This is a genomic window from Enterobacter mori, from assembly GCF_025244905.1.
In the GTDB taxonomy this organism is placed as follows: domain Bacteria; phylum Pseudomonadota; class Gammaproteobacteria; order Enterobacterales; family Enterobacteriaceae; genus Enterobacter; species Enterobacter mori_A.
In genome coordinates, this window is the sequence record NZ_CP104285.1 from 4,127,455 (window position 1) to 4,144,766 (window position 17,312).

20 protein-coding genes are annotated in these 17,312 nt (G+C 56.1%); 7 read left to right on the plus strand and 13 right to left on the minus strand.

The annotated features are described in order from the left end of the window. Positions 1–11: 11 nt before the first annotated feature. The gene (gene diaA, locus N2K86_RS19475) at positions 12–602 is read left to right on the plus strand and encodes a DnaA initiator-associating protein DiaA (protein WP_003861754.1); all 591 of its coding nucleotides are present in this window, start codon (positions 12–14) and stop codon (positions 600–602) included. A gap of 9 nt (positions 603–611) precedes the next feature. Then, positions 612–1,187 (plus strand): division/outer membrane stress-associated lipid-binding lipoprotein, encoded by a 576-nt coding sequence (gene dolP / locus N2K86_RS19480; protein ID WP_089599837.1) that lies wholly within the window; start codon positions 612–614, stop codon positions 1,185–1,187. A 50-nt stretch (positions 1,188–1,237) separates the two neighbouring features. Here dolP and N2K86_RS19485 read toward each other — a convergent pair whose 3' ends face one another. Continuing rightward, positions 1,238–2,275: a permease gene (locus N2K86_RS19485; RefSeq protein WP_260659682.1), complete on the minus strand. Its 1,038-nt coding sequence runs from the start codon at positions 2,273–2,275 to the stop codon at positions 1,238–1,240. A 40-nt stretch (positions 2,276–2,315) separates the two neighbouring features. Beyond that, on the minus strand, positions 2,316–2,960 hold the full coding sequence (locus N2K86_RS19490; protein ID WP_148401084.1) for an NAD(P)H-binding protein: 645 nt from the start codon (positions 2,958–2,960) through the stop codon (positions 2,316–2,318). Positions 2,961–3,088: 128 nt separating this feature from the next. On the opposite strand from N2K86_RS19490, the gene N2K86_RS19495 reads away from it, so the two are divergent. Next, on the plus strand, positions 3,089–3,607 hold the full coding sequence (locus N2K86_RS19495; RefSeq protein ID WP_218308262.1) for a type 1 glutamine amidotransferase domain-containing protein: 519 nt from the start codon (positions 3,089–3,091) through the stop codon (positions 3,605–3,607). Here N2K86_RS19495 and N2K86_RS19500 read toward each other — a convergent pair. Next, positions 3,587–4,021, minus strand: coding sequence for a YhbP family protein (locus N2K86_RS19500; RefSeq protein ID WP_223561660.1), 435 nt, complete (start codon positions 4,019–4,021; stop codon positions 3,587–3,589). The two genes, N2K86_RS19495 and N2K86_RS19500, sit on opposite strands and share 21 nt — an antisense overlap. A gap of 14 nt (positions 4,022–4,035) precedes the next feature. On the opposite strand from N2K86_RS19500, the gene N2K86_RS19505 reads away from it, so the two are divergent. Beyond that, on the plus strand, positions 4,036–4,365 hold the full coding sequence (locus N2K86_RS19505; protein WP_260659683.1) for a GIY-YIG nuclease family protein: 330 nt from the start codon (positions 4,036–4,038) through the stop codon (positions 4,363–4,365). Here N2K86_RS19505 and N2K86_RS19510 read toward each other — a convergent pair. Together N2K86_RS19510 and ubiT are read right to left on the minus strand one after the other, a co-directional pair. Beyond that, the gene (locus N2K86_RS19510; RefSeq protein WP_260659684.1) at positions 4,352–4,855 is read right to left on the minus strand and encodes a GNAT family N-acetyltransferase; all 504 of its coding nucleotides are present in this window, start codon (positions 4,853–4,855) and stop codon (positions 4,352–4,354) included. The genes N2K86_RS19505 and N2K86_RS19510 overlap by 14 nt on opposite strands. Next, positions 4,849–5,373 (minus strand): ubiquinone anaerobic biosynthesis accessory factor UbiT, encoded by a 525-nt coding sequence (ubiT, locus tag N2K86_RS19515; protein WP_131635327.1) that lies wholly within the window; start codon positions 5,371–5,373, stop codon positions 4,849–4,851. The genes N2K86_RS19510 and ubiT overlap by 7 nt, the downstream gene beginning before the upstream one ends. Before the next feature lie 220 nt (positions 5,374–5,593). Here ubiT and ubiU point away from each other — a divergent pair, with 220 nt between their 5' ends. From ubiU to N2K86_RS19530, 3 genes are all read left to right on the plus strand, one after another. Beyond that, positions 5,594–6,589 (plus strand): ubiquinone anaerobic biosynthesis protein UbiU, encoded by a 996-nt coding sequence (gene ubiU, locus N2K86_RS19520; RefSeq protein WP_042715087.1) that lies wholly within the window; start codon positions 5,594–5,596, stop codon positions 6,587–6,589. A 7-nt stretch (positions 6,590–6,596) separates the two neighbouring features. Continuing rightward, a complete protein-coding gene (locus N2K86_RS19525; RefSeq protein WP_042715089.1) occupies positions 6,597–7,475 on the plus strand; it encodes a U32 family peptidase in 879 nt (292 codons plus the stop codon). 78 nt (positions 7,476–7,553) lie between these two features. Continuing rightward, positions 7,554–8,561, plus strand: coding sequence for a luciferase-like monooxygenase (locus tag N2K86_RS19530; protein ID WP_260659685.1), 1,008 nt, complete (start codon positions 7,554–7,556; stop codon positions 8,559–8,561). Positions 8,562–8,656: 95 nt separating this feature from the next. Here the strand turns inward: N2K86_RS19530 and mtr are convergent, their stop codons facing one another. The 8 genes from mtr to rbfA all read right to left on the minus strand — a co-directional run bounded on the left by mtr (position 8,657) and on the right by rbfA (position 17,258). Continuing rightward, positions 8,657–9,901, minus strand: coding sequence for a tryptophan permease (gene mtr, locus N2K86_RS19535; protein WP_260659686.1), 1,245 nt, complete (start codon positions 9,899–9,901; stop codon positions 8,657–8,659). 141 nt (positions 9,902–10,042) lie between these two features. Beyond that, positions 10,043–11,929 carry a DEAD/DEAH family ATP-dependent RNA helicase gene (locus N2K86_RS19540; RefSeq protein ID WP_089599832.1) on the minus strand — a complete coding sequence of 629 codons (1,887 nt, stop codon included), beginning with the start codon at positions 11,927–11,929 and terminating at the stop codon, positions 10,043–10,045. Further along, positions 11,922–12,002 (minus strand): protein YrbN, encoded by an 81-nt coding sequence (gene yrbN / locus N2K86_RS19545; RefSeq protein ID WP_097397692.1) that lies wholly within the window; start codon positions 12,000–12,002, stop codon positions 11,922–11,924. The genes N2K86_RS19540 and yrbN overlap by 8 nt, the downstream gene beginning before the upstream one ends. A gap of 107 nt (positions 12,003–12,109) precedes the next feature. Next, positions 12,110–12,994: a lipoprotein NlpI gene (gene nlpI, locus N2K86_RS19550; protein ID WP_013098912.1), complete on the minus strand. Its 885-nt coding sequence runs from the start codon at positions 12,992–12,994 to the stop codon at positions 12,110–12,112. Positions 12,995–13,103: 109 nt separating this feature from the next. Then, positions 13,104–15,236 carry a polyribonucleotide nucleotidyltransferase gene (pnp, locus tag N2K86_RS19555; protein ID WP_100166516.1) on the minus strand — a complete coding sequence of 711 codons (2,133 nt, stop codon included), beginning with the start codon at positions 15,234–15,236 and terminating at the stop codon, positions 13,104–13,106. Between the two features lie 242 nt (positions 15,237–15,478). Continuing rightward, on the minus strand, positions 15,479–15,748 hold the full coding sequence (gene rpsO / locus N2K86_RS19560) for a 30S ribosomal protein S15 (protein WP_003861789.1): 270 nt from the start codon (positions 15,746–15,748) through the stop codon (positions 15,479–15,481). Positions 15,749–15,903: 155 nt separating this feature from the next. Further along, the gene (truB, locus tag N2K86_RS19565) at positions 15,904–16,854 is read right to left on the minus strand and encodes a tRNA pseudouridine(55) synthase TruB (protein WP_260659687.1); all 951 of its coding nucleotides are present in this window, start codon (positions 16,852–16,854) and stop codon (positions 15,904–15,906) included. After that, entirely contained in the window at positions 16,854–17,258 is a 405-nt protein-coding gene (gene rbfA, locus N2K86_RS19570; protein WP_010435986.1) for a 30S ribosome-binding factor RbfA, read from the minus strand. The genes truB and rbfA overlap by 1 nt, the downstream gene beginning before the upstream one ends. Positions 17,259–17,312: the final 54 nt, after the last annotated feature.

A 17,312-nucleotide genomic window follows, 5' to 3' on the forward strand; every position in this document is an offset into this window, starting at 1 on the left:
AAAGGGATAACGTGCTCGAAAGAATTAAAGTGTGCTTCACAGAAAGCATCCAGACTCAGATTGCCGCGGCGGAAGCCCTCCCGGATGCGATCTCCCGCGCAGCAATGACGCTGGTACAATCTCTTCTGAACGGCAACAAAATCCTCTGTTGTGGCAATGGCACCTCAGCCGCCAACGCACAGCATTTTGCTGCCAGCATGATCAATCGTTTTGAAACTGAACGCCCGAGTTTACCTGCCATTGCACTTAATACCGATAATGTGGTCTTAACAGCGATTGCTAACGATCGTCTGCATGACGAGATTTACGCTAAGCAGGTGCGCGCCTTAGGCCATGCCGGGGACGTGCTGCTGGCCATCTCCACGCGCGGTAACAGCAGGGATATTGTTAAAGCCGTTGAAGCGGCGGTCACCCGTGATATGACTATCGTTGCGCTGACCGGCTATGACGGCGGTGAGCTGGCAGGTTTACTGGGGCCGCAGGATGTGGAGATCCGCATTCCGTCTCACCGTAGCGCGCGTATTCAGGAGATGCACATGCTCACGGTGAACTGCTTATGCGATCTGATCGATAACACGCTTTTCCCTCACCAGGATGATTAAGGAGTTCTAATGAAGGCTTTATCGACCCTTGCAGTCCTTATGTCTGCACTTCTACTTCAGGGATGTATTGCCGCTGCTGTTGTAGGTACCGCAGCTGTCGGCACCAAAGCGGCGACCGATCCGCGTTCTGTCGGGACCCAGGTTGATGACGGCACGCTGGAGTTGCGTGTCAACAGTGCGCTGTCGAAAGACGAACAAATCAAGAAAGAAGCGCGTATTAACGTAACGGCTTATCAGGGCAAAGTGCTGCTGGCAGGCCAGGCACCCAATACTGAATTAGCGTCTCGCGCTAAACAGATCGCGATGGGTGTAGAAGGTACAACAGAGGTGTTCAATGAAGTGCGCCAGGGCCAGCCAATTGGTTTGGGCGACGCGTCTTCCGATACCTGGATCACCACGAAAGTGCGTTCTCAGCTGCTGGGATCGGACCAGGTGAAATCGTCAAACGTGAAAGTGACCACCGAGAACGGCGAAGTGTTCCTGCTGGGTCTGGTGACTGAGCGTGAAGGGAAAGCGGCGGCGGATATCGCCAGCCGGGTGAGCGGCGTGAAGCACGTCACCACCGCGTTTACTTACATCAAGTAGTCCACACCTGACTGTAGGCCCGGTAAGCGCTAGCGCCACCGGGCTTTTTTTTACAGAAGCGCAATACCGCCCACAATCACCCCACTTAACGCTACCAGCCCTGCGGTCAGCCACAGCGCTTTCGCCGGGAATGACTTACGCAGCATGATAAGCGACGGCAGGCTGATCGCCGGCAGCGTAATCAGCAGCGCCAGCGCCGGTGCGGTACCCATGCCAGCCAGCATCATGGTCTGAACAATCGGAATTTCCGCCGCCGTTGGGATCACGAAGAGGCAGCCCGCGACCGCCATTGCGATTACCCACATCAGCGTGTTGTCGATAGCGCCATCCGCATGCGGGAACAGCCAGACGCGCGCCGCCCCCAATACCAGCACCGCCAGGATATAAACCGGGATGGTGCTCCAGAAAAGCTGCCACAGCGCGTTACCCCAGCGCGCAAAAAAACCACCCTGCGGCTCGCTGACGTCCAGCTCAACGGCAGCGGACTCAGGCGCGTTGTCCTTCACCAGTTTTTGCACCAGCGTCGCCACCACCAGCACCGTCGCCAGCCCGGCAACCAGGCGGATAGCCGCAAAATGCCACCCAAGCACAAAGCCCATAAATACCAGCGTTGCCGGGTTGAGCAGCGGGTTACCCATCCAGAACGCCAGCGCGCCGCCCATCGACACGCGCTGACGACGCATACCCGCCGCAACCGGTGCGGCGCAGCAGGAGCACATCATGCCCGGCAGGGCGAAAATCGTCCCCAGCAGCGTACCCTGAAAACGCGGCTGGCCGAGGGTTTTCACCAGCCAGTTGCGCGGGATCAGTACCTGAATCAACGAGCCCAGGATCACGCCTAAAACAGCGGCTTTCCAGACGGCAAGGAAGTAGACCATGGCGTAATCCCACGCCGCCTGAAGCGGGCTGGAATCAGCCTGAGCGAGAATAGATTTACCGATGCTGTGCGTTTCGGCGGCGGTGAAGGCTTTGCCGTAGTACGGCTGCCATTTTACATACCAGAGGCCAACAATGACCACGAGAAAGAAAAGTGCGGGCTTCCACCATTGGACAGGTGTTGCCGCCTGAGATGAAGACTGACCAGTCATAGCATTCCCCGGAGAGTGTTATTTAATTAGCCGGGGGAGTTTACGCCTCGTCCTGCGCGATTTCACGCAGTTTTGCCGAAGGGATAATGTTGACGCCCGCTTTCAACGGTGCCAGCCCTTCTTTTAGCATCGCAAGGGCGACATCCCGCGCCTCGATAGATTTCCAGTTGCCGGGAAGGATCTTAAACAGCGGGGCCAATATCGACTCGTTAAATCGGCGTTCGTCCCTGTGGCCGCTCAGCATCGAGGGGCGCACAATCGTCAGCTGCTCCCATTTCTGCGCAATCAGCGCATCCTCCATCTTGCCCTTTACCTTGTTGTAGAAGAAAGGCGACCCGGCATTGGCGCCCAGCGCGCTGACCACCAGAAAATGTTTTGCGCCCAGTTTTTTCGCCGTGAGCGCGGTGTCCACCACCAGCGTGTAATCGGCATGGATAAATGCCTCTTTGCTGCCCGCCTCACGCCGCGTGGTGCCCAGACAACAAAAGGCGATATCAATGGGGTCCTGGACCTGTGCCAGCGCGTCCGTCAGCTGCGGATCGTGCGGGTTAAATACGCCTGAGACGTCCGCCAGCGGCCGACGCGTCGGGGCGGCGATATAGTTCACGCGTCGATCCTGAATCAGCAACCGCAGCAGATGATCCCCCACCAGCCCGGTGGCGCCCGTAATCAGTACCTGACTCATCGTATCCCCTTTACAGAATTGTCCGTTTGCGAACTCAGCGTGGTCGACCACACTTAGAAGTCTGTTACAGGTAAGTATTTACCACAAGCGGAGAAAAATCAGTCTGAAGCCAAAACAACGGAGGAAGCATGGGCAAGAAAATCGCAGTCTTGATTACCGACGAGTTTGAAGATTCAGAATTCACCTCTCCAGCAGAGGCGTTCCGCAAGGCGGGACATGAGGTTATCACCATTGAGAAAGAGGCGGGCAAAACGGTGACAGGCCATAAGGGCGAAGCCAGCGTGACGATTGATGAGTCTATTGATAACGTCAGCCCGTCCGACTTCGACGCCCTGCTGCTGCCGGGCGGCCATTCACCGGATTCCCTGCGCGGAGACGAGCGCTTCGTGACCTTTACGCGAGATTTTGTTTCTACGGGCAAACCGGTCTTCGCCATCTGTCACGGCCCGCAGCTGCTGATCAGCGCCGAAGTCGTGCGCGGACGTAAGCTCACCGCCGTGAAGCCGATCGTTATCGATCTGAAAAACGCAGGGGCGGAGTTTTACGATCAAGAGGTGGTCAATGACAAAGACCAGCTGATCACCAGCCGAACCCCGGACGATCTCCCGGCGTTTAACCGCGAAGCGCTACGCCTGCTCGGCGCGTAACCAGTGCAGCTTCTTGCCAAAGCCCAGGGTGTTGTCGGTAAATTTCAGCTCATCGAGGCGGATTTCCCACACCGGGGCTTTTAGCGCAGCGGCAACGGGAAAGCGGCGCGTGTAGAGCTTACGGCGCGCGTCGCTCTCTTCGCCATCCAGACGACGGATCTCCCCTTTAAACTGCACGCCGCGGATCAGCGCGACTGTTTTCGGCTGCCCATTCACCGTACCCGCCACCTTTGCCTGCTGGCCGGTCATCTGCGCATGCCGCGTTTTGTCTTCACTCATGACGTAAAACGCGACGCGCTCAGGGTCGTAGTAGTAAAACGCGTTTGCGCACCACATCTCCCCCTCACTGTAGACGCACCAGGTGACGACGTGCTGCTTCGCCAGCCAGCGGTTAATGGCGGCCAGTGTTTCCATTTTCGTTCTCTCTCATGCTATGGTGCGTTCACCTTAACATACTGAATCTGTTTACCGTGTGCTGGTTTCTCTATCTTGTCCGAACCGCTGATAACGCACTCTACACCGGGATCACCACCGATGTGGCGCGGCGTTTTTTACAACATCAAACGGGGAAAGGGGCAAAAGCGCTGCGGGGGAAAGGGGAATTACAGCTTGCCTTTTCGGCGCCCGTCGGCGACCGATCGCTGGCGCTCAGGCTGGAATACCGCATCAAACAGCTGACGAAGCGCCAGAAAGAGCGCCTCGTGACCGGAGACGGCACCTTTGAGGCGCTACGCGAGAGCCTGATTAAAAGCGATTGAATTGATCGTGGTAGTCCACCAGGCCATTGACACCGTTGAGGGCGTCATCCGCCAGACGGTGCACCTGGAAGGCGGACTCGGTGCCCGGCCAACGGCAGCGCAGGTCGTAATGTGCGGCCTGCTCGAAGCCTAATCGGCCATAGAACGCCGGATCGCCCAGCGTGACTACGGCGGCATAGCCAAACTCATTCAGCGAGTCCAGCCCTTCATAGACTAACTGGCGCGCCAGACCTTGCCCGCGATAGTTTTCATCTACCGCCAGCGGTGCCATTCCTACCCACTGAAGATCGTCGCCCTGAACGATGACCGGGCTGAAGGCGACATAGCCGACAACCTGACCTTCATCATCGGTAGCAACCAGACCCAGCGTGATCAGGCCGTCTTCACGGAGATCGTGGACCAGTTGGGCTTCCGCATCGCTCGCAAACGAGCGGCGTAACAACGCATCGATACCCGGTGCATCAATCCCAATTTCGACTCGAATCAGCATGGCTCACCTACTGAAGTGTGTTTACCGTCCGGCGGGGTTTTCAGCCCGGCCTCAACAAAATCTGCCATTTGCATCAACATCACGCGCAGCGCTTTCGGCATCTGCTCCAGCTCAATGGCATCCATTAAATTCTTCACGTACAGGCCAAGCTCCGTGTCCCCTTCAATCACCAGACGGCGCTGGAAGAAGAGTGTGTCCGGATCCTGCTTCCGCGCGGCGATCATCAGCAGATCGCTGGCATCAGCGCTAAAGCTCACGTCCGCCTCGGCGGACTCGCGCACGATCAGCTGGCCGTTCTCTACGGAGGTAAACCAGCGCAGCCCGATGTCACGCACCTCAATGCTCAGCCAGCGGCCTTCCAGGAACTCCAGCTCACCGTCCTGCAACGCCTGTCGGAACTGCCAGCTCAGGACCTGCTCCAGCACCTGGCGCTTAAGTGCGAACGGTGCCAGCTTGACCGGCACGCTCAGCATAGATGGACCAAATTGTACGAGACGTGAACGCAGTTTCTCCAGCACGAGCTTTACTCCCTGATATCTGTAATCCCGCTATTTTGCCACATCCATTCCAGAACATAGCGGCGTAAATCAACAAACCGTCGTCCGGCTTACCTCATTATTGGTGTCATCAATACGCCATTAGCTGCCTTAAATCAAAAATTGTCGCCTGTGGGTTAATTAAAATCCCAGCTCGTTAACAATTTTGCGATCCCTGCGATCGAGAACATCAGGACAAATTATGGAGCTGCTCTGCCCTGCCGGAAACCTTCCGGCGCTTAAGGCGGCCATCGAAAATGGGGCCGATGCGGTCTATATCGGGCTAAAGGATGATACCAACGCCCGCCATTTTGCTGGCCTCAACTTTACGGAGAAAAAGCTTCAGGAAGCCGTTAACTTCGTTCATCAGCACCGCCGCAAACTGCACATTGCCATCAACACCTTTGCCCATCCTGATGGCTACGCCCGCTGGCAGCGCGCGGTGGACATGGCGGCGCAGCTGGGTGCCGATGCGCTGATCCTGGCCGACCTTGCCATGCTTGAGTATGCAGCAGAACGCTATCCGCATATTGAGCGCCACGTCTCTGTTCAGGCATCCGCCACCAACGAAGAAGCCGTGCGTTTTTATCATCAAAACTTCGACGTGGCCCGCGTGGTGCTGCCGCGCGTGCTCTCTATTCATCAGGTTAAGCAACTCGCGCGCGTCACGCCAGTACCGCTGGAAGTTTTTGCCTTTGGCAGCCTGTGCATCATGGCCGAAGGCCGCTGCTATCTTTCCTCTTATTTAACCGGTGAATCGCCGAATACCGTCGGAGCCTGCTCCCCTGCCCGCTTTGTTCGCTGGCAGCAAACTCCGCAGGGGCTGGAATCGCGCCTGAATGAGGTGCTAATTGACCGTTATCAGGACGGTGAAAACGCAGGCTATCCGACACTGTGTAAAGGTCGCTATCTGGTGGACGGCGAACGCTACCACGCGCTGGAAGAGCCCACCAGCCTCAATACGCTGGAGCTGCTGCCGGAACTGCTGGCGGCCAATATTGCCTCGGTGAAAATCGAAGGTCGCCAGCGTAGCCCGGCCTACGTGAGCCAGGTGGCGAAAGTATGGCGTCAGGCCATCGACCGCTGCATGGCGGACCCGCAGAACTACGCTCCGCAGGCGGCCTGGATGGAGACGCTCGGATCGATGTCCGAAGGCACGCAAACCACGCTGGGCGCGTATCACCGTAAATGGCAGTGAGATAACCATGAAATATTCATTAGGACCGGTGCTCTACTACTGGTCAAAAGAGACGCTGGAAGATTTTTACCAACAGGCCGCCGCCAGCAGCGCCGATGTGATTTATCTCGGCGAAGCGGTGTGCAGCAAGCGCCGCGCCACCAAAGTGGGCGACTGGCTGGATATGGCGAAAAGCCTGGCCGGAAGCGGCAAGCAGGTGGTGCTCTCGACGCTTGCGCTGGTTCAGGCCTCTTCCGAACTGGGCGAGCTGAAGCGCTATGTCGAAAACGGCGAGTTTCTGCTGGAAGCGAGCGATCTCGGCGTGGTGAACATGTGCGCTGAACGCAAGCTGCCGTTTGTCGCGGGCCATGCCCTGAACTGCTATAACGCCGTGACCCTGCGCCTGCTGCTCAAACAGGGAATGACGCGCTGGTGCATGCCGGTGGAACTCTCCCGCGACTGGCTGGCAAACCTGCTGAATCAGTGCGACGAGCTGGGCATTCGCAATCAGTTTGAAGTGGAAGTGCTGAGCTACGGGCATCTGCCGCTGGCCTACTCCGCCCGCTGCTTCACCGCGCGCTCGGAAGACCGCCCGAAAGACGAATGCGAGACCTGCTGCATCAAGTACCCGAACGGGCGCAGCATGCTCTCACAGGAGAATCAGCAGGTGTTTGTCCTGAACGGCATTCAAACCATGAGCGGCTATGTCTATAACCTCGGCAACGAGCTGGCGTCGATGGACGGGCTGGTGGACATGGTGCGTTTGTCGCCTCTGGATACAGGCGTGTTCGCAATGCTGGACGCCTTCCGCGCCAACGAAAACGGCGCTGCTCCGCTGCCGCTGACGGCAAACAGCGACTGCAACGGTTACTGGAAACGTCTCGCCGGGCTGGAACTTCAGGCCTAAAAAAGGCTCACTTTGTTAACAACGGTTATCATTTTTTAATGCAGTATTAAAGATTCACCGTCGACAAAGTGAGCTGTTATGACTGACAAAACCATTCCGTTTTCGGTGCTGGATCTGGCGCCGATCCCACAAGGCTCCTCGGCTCGAGAAGCCTTTTCGCACTCTCTCGATCTCGCTCAGCTGGCCGAAAAGCGTGGCTATCACCGCTACTGGCTGGCAGAGCACCACAACATGGTGGGCATCGCCAGCGCCGCCACCTCGGTACTGATTGGCTATCTGGCGGCAAATACGACAACCCTGCACCTGGGCTCCGGCGGCGTGATGCTGCCTAACCACGCCCCGCTGGTGATTGCCGAGCAGTTTGGCACCCTGAACACTCTCTATCCCGGGCGTATTGATTTGGGCCTTGGTCGTGCGCCGGGCAGCGACCAGCCGACCATGCGCGCCCTGCGCCGCCATATGAGCGGCGATATCGACAACTTCCCGCGCGACGTGGCCGAGCTGGTGGACTGGTTCGATGCGCGCGATCCTAACCCGCATGTGCGCCCGGTTCCGGGCTACGGTGAGAAGATCCCGGTTTGGCTGTTGGGATCAAGCCTGTATAGCGCACAGCTCGCCGCGCAGCTTGGGCTGCCGTTTGCGTTTGCCTCCCACTTTGCGCCGGATATGCTGCATCAGGCGCTGCACCTCTACCGCACGAACTTCAAACCTTCCGGGCGTCTGGAAAAACCTTACGCGATGGTCTGTATCAACATCATTGCCGCCGACAGCAACCGCGATGCGGAATTCCTGTTCACCTCCATGCAGCAGGCATTTATGAAGCTGCGTCGCGGTGAGACGGGCCAGCTGCCGCCGCCGGTGGAGAATATGCATCAACTATGGTCAGCCTCCGAACAGTATGGCGTTCAGCAGGCGCTGAGCATGTCGCTGGTGGGTGATAAAGCGAAAGTGCGTCACGGGTTGGAGGCAGTGCTTCGCGAAACGCAGGCGGATGAAATTATGGTTAACGGCCAGATTTTCGATCACCAGGCGCGTTTGCATTCGTTTGATTTGGCCATGCAGGTGAAAGAAGAGTTGGTGGGGTAGTTTTTTGCCGGATGGCGGCTTCGCCTTATCCGGCCTACGGTTTTCGCCCTCTCCCTTCGGGAGAGGGGCGGGGGGAGGGGATCAGACCGCACGGTTTAATGGTAAACAGGCAACAGGTTAAAACTCGACAGCACGTGTACCACCGCGTTGCCGATACCAAACACCAGAATCAGCGCAATCATCGGTTTGCCGCCCCAGACGCGGAATTTCGGGCTGCCGAAGCGCTTACGTGATTTACGTGCCAGCAGCGCTGGAACAATCGCCGCCCAGATGGTTGCCGCCAGTCCGGCATATCCGATGGCGTAGAGGAAACCGTTCGGCCACAGCAGGCCGCCCACAATCGGCGGCAGGAAGGTCAACAGCGCGGTTTTGAAGCGTCCCATCGCAGAATCATCAAAGCCAAACAGATCCGCCAGGTAGTCAAACAGCCCCAGGGTCACGCCGAGGAATGAGCTCGCCACGGCAAAGTTAGAGAAGACGACCAGCAGCAGATCCAGACTGCGGCTGTTAAGCACACCGCTCAGGGCTTGCACCAGCACGTCGATGTTACCGCCCTTCTGCGCAATGCCGATAAATTCTGGACGCGGGATGTTGCCCATCGTCCCGAGCAGCCAAATCACGTACAGCCCCAGCGCCAATAGCGTACCGTAGACCAGACACTTCATGATGGTGCGCGGATCTTTGCCGTAGTACTTCATGAGACTCGGCACGTTACCGTGGTAGCCGAACGACGCCAGACAGAAGGGCAGCGTCATCAGCAGGTACGGCGTGTAAGAGGTGTTCACTTCGGCGACGTTAAACAGCGTGGCGGGCGTCACGTGCCCCAGCAGGCTGCCGAAGGTCAGGAAGAAGGTGATGACCTTAGCGCCCAACACGATCGCCGTCATGCGGCTCACCGCCTTTGTACTCATCCAGACGATAAACGCCACGCCCAGCGCGAAGCACAGCCCCGCCAGACGCGCCGGAACGTTCAGCGACATCTCAGCAAAGGTGTGATGCAGAATCGAGCCGCTCGCGGAGATATACGCATAGGTCAGAATGTAGAGCACAAACGCGATGGACAGCCCGTTCACCAGGTTCCAGCCTTTGCCCAGCAGATCTTTGGTGATGGTGTCGAAGCTGGAGCCAATGCGGTAGTTCAGGTTCGCCTCAAGGATCATCAGCCCGGAGTGGAGCATGCAGAACCAGGTGAACACCAGCGCCGCCAGCGACCAGAAGAACCACGCACCTGACATGACCACGGGCAGGGAGAACATCCCAGCACCAATGATGGTACCGCCGATGATCACCACACCGCCAAGCAGCGAGGGTGACGTTTGGGTGGTGGTTAGTGTCGCCATACAGCCATTACTCCAGTCAAAAATGTGGTATGAAGTTTAATGTGCAGCACTGTACCAGTACAAGAGTACAAAAGAAATAAAAAAAGCCCCGATAGCGATTATCGGGGCTGTATATATTACTTTACGTCAGTGGCGTAAGGCTTACGCGTCACGGCGACGGCTAGAGCTGTCGTCACGACGTGGGCCACGGCTTTCACGGCGTTCGCCGGAGAAACGACGTGGTTCACCGCGACCTTCGCTACGACCGCCTTCACGACGCTCGCCACCGAAGCTGCGACCACCGCCACGACGTTCACCACCGCGGTCAGAGCGAGGCTGTGCATCACCCATCAGCTGCATGTTCATCGGCTTGTTCAGGATACGGGTACGCGTAAAGTGCTGCAGTACTTCGCCCGGCATGCCTTTTGGCAGTTCGATGGTGGAGTGAGTACCGAACAGCTTGATGTTACCAATGTAACGGCTGCTGATGTCGCCTTCGTTAGCGATCGCGCCAACGATATGACGAACTTCAACACCGTCATCACGGCCAACTTCAATGCGGTACAGTTCCATTTCACCAGCGTCACGACGCTCGCGACGTGGACGGTCTTCACCACCACGCTCTGGACGGTCACCGCGTGGGCCACGGTCATTGCGGTCGCCACGACGTTCGAAACGATCGTCACGGTCACGGAATTCACGCTTAGGACGCATTGGCGCATCAGGTGGCACGATCAGGCTACGTTCGCCCTGAGCCATTTTCAGCAGTGCTGCAGCCAGGGTTTCCATATCCAGCTCTTCGCCTTCAGCGACAGGCTGAATCTGCGACAGCAGCGCACGGTACTGATCCAGATCGCTGCTTTCCAGCTGCTGCTGTACTTTCGCGGCGAATTTTTCCAGACGGCGTTTGCCCAGCAGATCTGCGTTTGGCAGGTCAGCTTCTGGAATAGTCAGCTTCATGGTGCGTTCAATGTTACGCAGCAGACGACGCTCGCGGTTCTCAACGAACAGCAGCGCACGGCCCGCACGACCCGCACGACCGGTACGACCGATACGGTGAACGTAAGACTCAGAATCCATTGGGATGTCGTAGTTTACAACCAGGCTGATACGCTCAACGTCCAGACCACGTGCTGCCACGTCGGTTGCAATCAGGATATCCAGGCGACCATCTTTCAGACGCTCCAGAGTCTGCTCACGCAGGGCCTGGTTCATGTCGCCGTTCAGCGCTGCGCTATTGTAGCCGCTACGCTCCAGGGCTTCAGCCACTTCCAGGGTCGCGTTTTTGGTACGAACGAAGATGATCGCCGCATCAAAATCTTCTGCTTCCAGGAAACGGACCAGCGCTTCGTTTTTGCGCATGCCGTACACAGACCAGTAGCTCTGGCTGATGTCCGGGCGAGTGGTCACGCTGGACTGAATACGCACTTCCTGCGGCTCTTTCATGAAGCGGCGGGTAATGCGACGGATAGCTTCTGGCATGGTTGCAGAGAACAGAGCGGTCTGATGACCTTCCGGGATCTGCGCCATAATGGTTTCGACGTCTTCGATGAAGCCCATACGCAGCATTTCATCTGCTTCATCCAGTACCAGGCCGCTCAGTTTAGAGAGGTCCAGGGTACCGCGCTTCAGGTGATCCAGCAGACGACCCGGCGTACCGACGACGATCTGTGGACCCTGGCGCAGGGCGCGTAACTGCACGTCATAACGCTGGCCGCCGTAAAGGGCTACCACGTTTACGCCGCGCATATGTTTAGAGAATTCCGTCATGGCTTCAGCAACCTGAACAGCCAGTTCACGGGTTGGAGCCAGGACGAGGATCTGCGGTGCACGCAGGTCCGGATCGATGTTGTTCAGCAGCGGCAGCGAGAATGCTGCAGTTTTACCGCTACCAGTCTGGGCCATGCCCAGCACGTCACGACCAGAAAGCAGGTGTGGGATACATTCTGCCTGGATCGGAGATGGTTTTTCGTAACCCAGATCGTTAAGGGCTTCAAGGATAGGAGCCTTCAGGCCCAGATCTGCAAAAGTGGTTTCGAATTCAGCCATGTAGTACAAGTGCCTCGATATTAATGGCGGCCAGTCTACTTAGCTCATCGTGAAAATGATTAGCAATTTTCATTGAAAAGTGTGAACCGGCTCAAAGTAGGTGTATTGACGAACAACAACGCCCTCACCAGTGAAGGTGATGGCAATCAAAAGATTACGGGCTGATGTCTATGTCGTCAGCTATTGCTGGTCCGATTCTGCCAGGTCGTCTTGCTCCTGGCCCAAGAGCGATAATTCCAACAATGCATAACGGTGCTCAACGAAGTTATGTACGTTGTTAGCAACCGCTAATTTGAACAGTGCCGTAGCGCTGTCCTTATCCCCCAGACTTAGGTAGTACTTACCTAAATAGAAGTTGGTTTCACTGAGATGCTCAGCGAGCGAGGTGTTATCCGTTGCGTCCGCCTTGAGCCGTTCCATCAGCGTTGCTTCGCTAATGTTGCCCAGGTAGAACTCGACAATGTTCCATCCCCATTGTTCCTTGTCCGATTTATCGAAGCGCTGCTTCAGTGCTTCTTTGGCCTGCTTCTCATCGAGCTTCTGCTCAACGATGTAAAGCCACAGGCTGCGGAAAGGATCATTAGGATCGTCTTGATAAAACGCCAGCAGATCATCTTGCGCTAACTTATCACGACCGCCGTAATACAATGCGATACCGCGATTCAAGTGCGCGTAGTTGTAAGTTGGATCAAGCTCAAGTACAGAATCAAACGCTTCATAGGCAGCATCAAAATTGCCTGCCTGCGTTAAGTAAATGCCTAAGTAATTGAATACTTCAGGCATATCAGGTCGAATTGCCAGCGCTTGTGAAAAATCATTCCGCGCTAATGCCCTCAGACCGAGACTATCATACAACACTCCGCGCTCATATAAAAGCTGTGCGCGTTCGTCATCGGTTAAAGCCCGACTGGCAAGAATTTGTTCCATGCGTGCCAGAATCACTTCCTGCTGCAAAGTCGGTTGCAATGGCACTGCGAGGACTTCGCTCTTACGCCAGGCAGAGTTGCTGCATCCTGCCAGCGTTAAAGCTGTCGCAACGAAACACCAGCGCAAAAAAGGCTTCATTTCCCACTCCCGAAGACAACTATTGGATGAACGTCCTGTCCCCCGGCGGCTTAACAAGGCGTCCTGCCTGATAATAAACCCTCCGCCGAAGCGGAGGGCAAATGCTACCTTACTCGCCTTGTTCTGCGGCTGGCGCTTCTGGCGCAGCGGCAGGAGACTGCTCGGTTGCTTCTTTAATGCTCAGACGGATACGGCCCTGACGGTCAACTTCCAGAACCTTAACCGGCACTTCCTGACCCATCTGCAGGTAATCGGTCACTTTCTCAACGCGCTTGTCAGCGATCTGAGAGATGTGAACCAGACCTTCTTTACCGCCACCGATGGCAACGAACGCGCCAAAGTCAACGATACGGGTCACTTTACCGGCGTAGACACGACCCACTTCGATCTCAGCAGTGATCTCTTCGATGCGGCGGATAGCGAATTTCGCTTTTTCGCCGTCGGTTGCTGCGATTTTCACAGTACCGTCATCTTCGATTTCGATCGTGGTGCCAGTCTCTTCGGTCAGCGCACGGATTACGGAACCGCCCTTACCGATAACGTCTTTGATCTTGTCTGGATTGATCTTGATGGTGTGGATACGCGGAGCGAACTGAGAAATGTCGCCACGTGGCGCGTTAATCGCCTGTTCCATCACACCCAGGATGTGCAGACGCGCACCTTTAGCCTGGTTCAGAGCAACCTGCATAATCTCTTTGGTGATACCTTCAATTTTGATATCCATCTGCAGCGCAGAGATACCTTCGCGGGAACCCGCGACTTTGAAGTCCATATCGCCCAGGTGGTCTTCGTCGCCCAGGATGTCAGACAGAACAACAAAGTTGTCGCCTTCTTTCACCAGACCCATAGCGATACCAGCCACAGCGGCTTTGATTGGTACGCCTGCATCCATCAGCGCCAGAGAGGCACCACACACGGAAGCCATGGAAGAAGAACCGTTAGATTCGGTGATTTCAGAAACCACACGAACGGTGTACGGGAATTTGTCAGCTTCTGGCATCACTGCCAGCACGCCGCGCTTCGCCAGACGACCGTGACCAATTTCACGACGCTTCGGCGAGCCAACCATACCGGTTTCACCTACGGAGTACGGAGGGAAGTTGTAGTGGAACAGGAAGCTGTCAGTACGCTCGCCCATCAGTTCGTCGATGTTCTGTGCGTCACGTGCGGTACCCAGGGTCGCGGTAACCAGGGCCTGCGTTTCGCCACGGGTGAACAATGCGGAACCGTGAGTACGTGGCAGTACGCCAGTACGAACGTCCAGACCACGGATCATATCTTTTTCACGTCCATCGATACGCGGTTCACCTGCCAGTACGCGGCTGCGAACGGTGTTTTTCTCGATAGCGTGCAGAATTTCGCTCAGCTCATTAGCATCCAGGGACTCATCTTCAGCCACCAGCGTCGCGATGGTTTCTGATTTGATGACGTCAACCTGAGCGTAACGCTCTTGTTTGTCGGTGATGCGGTATGCATCGCTCAGGCGTGCGCCTGCCAGTGCAGCAACGCGAGCATTCAGCGCGTCGTTGACGGCTTCTGGCTGCCAGTCCCAACGTGGTTTACCGGCTTCTTTCACCAGATCGTTGATGTTCTGGATAACAATCTGCTGCTGATCGTGGCCAAACACCACAGCGCCCAGCATCTGGTCTTCGCTCAGCAGTTCAGCTTCGGATTCCACCATCAGAACTGCCGCTTCGGTACCGGCAACCACCAGGTCCAGCTTACTTTCTTTCAGCTCTTCCTGAGTTGGGTTCAGCACGTACTGGTCGTTGATGTAGCCAACGCGCGCGGCACCGATTGGGCCATTGAATGGAATACCAGACAGTGACAGGGCAGCAGATGCGCCGATCATCGCAACGATATCCGGGTTAACCTGTGGGTTAACGGAAACAACGGTCGCGATAACCTGTACTTCGTTAACGAAGCCTTCCGGGAACAGCGGACGAACCGGGCGGTCAATCAGACGCGCGATCAGGGTTTCGCCTTCGCTTGGACGGCCTTCACGACGGAAGAAGCCACCCGGGATTTTACCGGCAGCGTAGGTACGCTCCTGGTAGTTAACGGTCAGCGGGAAAAAGTCCTGACCTGGTTTAGCTTTTTTCTGGCCAACAACGGTAACGAATACCGCGGTGTCATCCATGCTTACCATAACGGCAGCAGTAGCCTGACGTGCCATCATGCCGGTTTCCAGCGTGACGGTATGTTGACCATACTGGAATTTACGAACGATCGGATTCAGCAAAGTTCTGTCCTTTCTTAAATGTATGACAGCACACCACAGGTGTGCTGACGATTTAACCCGACCTTCTTCGCATCCTCGCGACTAATGACAACCGACACCCCCATGGGTGAAGCCTCTCATTAGCCGCGCGAACCTCTGCAATGAAGATCATTTATAGCAACAATACAATAGTTTCCAGTGAATTGCTGCCGTCTGGTTGAAAAAAGGGGCCATCAGGCCCCCTTTTCTGAAACTCGCAAGACTTAGCGACGCAGACCCAGACGCTCGATCAGCGCGGTGTAACGTGCAACATCTTTACGTTTCAGGTAGTCGAGCAGTTTACGACGCTGAGAAACCATACGCAGCAGACCACGACGGCTGTGGTGATCTTTTTTGTGCTCTGCAAAGTGACCCTGCAGGTGGTTAATCTGTGCAGTCAGCAGTGCAACCTGAACTTCGGTAGAACCGCTGTCGTTAGTACCACGACCAAACTCAGAAACGATTTTAGCTTTAGCTTCAACGCTTAGAGACATTTTCAAACTCCAGAATATAAAGAATGTAAGGATGCCGATCTCTAATTCAGCAATCCCAGTATACGACCAACAAACTGTTAAACAATTTGCAGATCGTTAAGCGGCGATATTCTACTCGTCTCCCCTGCTTATCGCAAGGTGAGGTGTTATCGCCGTCACGCTTCGACCGGATACTCGACGACCAGACGACGCGGCGCAACGCGCCCTTCACCGTCCATTTCGCCCATACCGATGAATTTCCCGTCGTCACCTTCCGTCACGCGTACCAGCCCTTCAAGCGGCGCATCCGCCGTACGAACCGGGTTTCCGTTCTTAAAGTAAACGGACGATGTTAAAGGAAGATTAACGATCGGAAAGTCCGCCGCCGGACTGTCCATTGGCATCAGCAAGGGATCCAGCAATTCTGCTGGCGCTATTCCCTGCACTTCCGCTTGTTCAACCAGCTCGCGAAGATGCTCAAGCGTCACCATGCGTTCGACCGGATACTTGCTGACAGCCAGACGACGCAGGTAAATCACATGCGCCCCGCAGCCCAGCTTTTCACCGAGGTCGTCGATGATGGTACGAATATAGGTGCCTTTCGAACAGTGTACTTCCAGCTCCAGCTCATCGCCTTCATGGCGAATGAACAGCAGTTCATACACGGTAATCGGACGGGCTTCACGCGGAACGTCGATGCCCTGGCGCGCATATTCGTAGAGCTTCTTGCCCTGATATTTCAGCGCCGAATACATCGACGGCACCTGCATCGTGTCACCACGGAAGCTTTCCAGCGCCGCATCAAGCTGCTCTGCGCTGAAGGTCACCGGGCGCTCTTCCACGACCTGGCCATCCGCGTCGGAGGTATCCGTGCGCTGACCCAGTTTAGCGATAACGCGATAACGCTTATCGGAATCCAGCAGGTACTGGGAGAACTTTGTGGCCTCTCCCAGACAGACCGGCAGCATACCGGTCGCCAGCGGATCCAGCGCACCCGTATGGCCCGCACGGTTGGCGTTAAAAATACGCTTCACTTTTTGCAGTACGTCGTTGCTGGATGCGCCCTGCGGTTTATCCAGCAGCAGTACGCCATGCACGTCGCGACCGCGACGACGAGGACGACTCATCAGTCCTCCTTGCTGTCGTCCGCTGGGTTCACACGACGCTCATCGTCATGTTTCACCACGCTGGTTACCAGGTTGGACATGCGCATACCTTCTACCAGCGAGTTATCGTAGAAGAAGGTCAGCTCAGGCACGATACGCAGACGCATCGCTTTGCCGAGCAGAGAGCGGATGAAACCAGAGGCTTCCTGCAGCGCTTTAATGCCGTTTTTTACCGCGGCTTCGTCCTGATCGTTCAGGAAAGTCACGAACACTTTGGCATACGCCAGATCGCGGGACATCTCAACGCCAGACACGGTGGTCATCATGCCAATACGCGGGTCTTTGATTTCGCGCTGCAGGATGAGCGCGATCTCTTTTTGCATTTCCTGCGCCACGCGCTGTGGGCGACCGAATTCTTTCGCCATAATAAATTCTCCAGACAAAAAAGGGGCTAAAAGCCCCTTTTAAAATTATTGCCG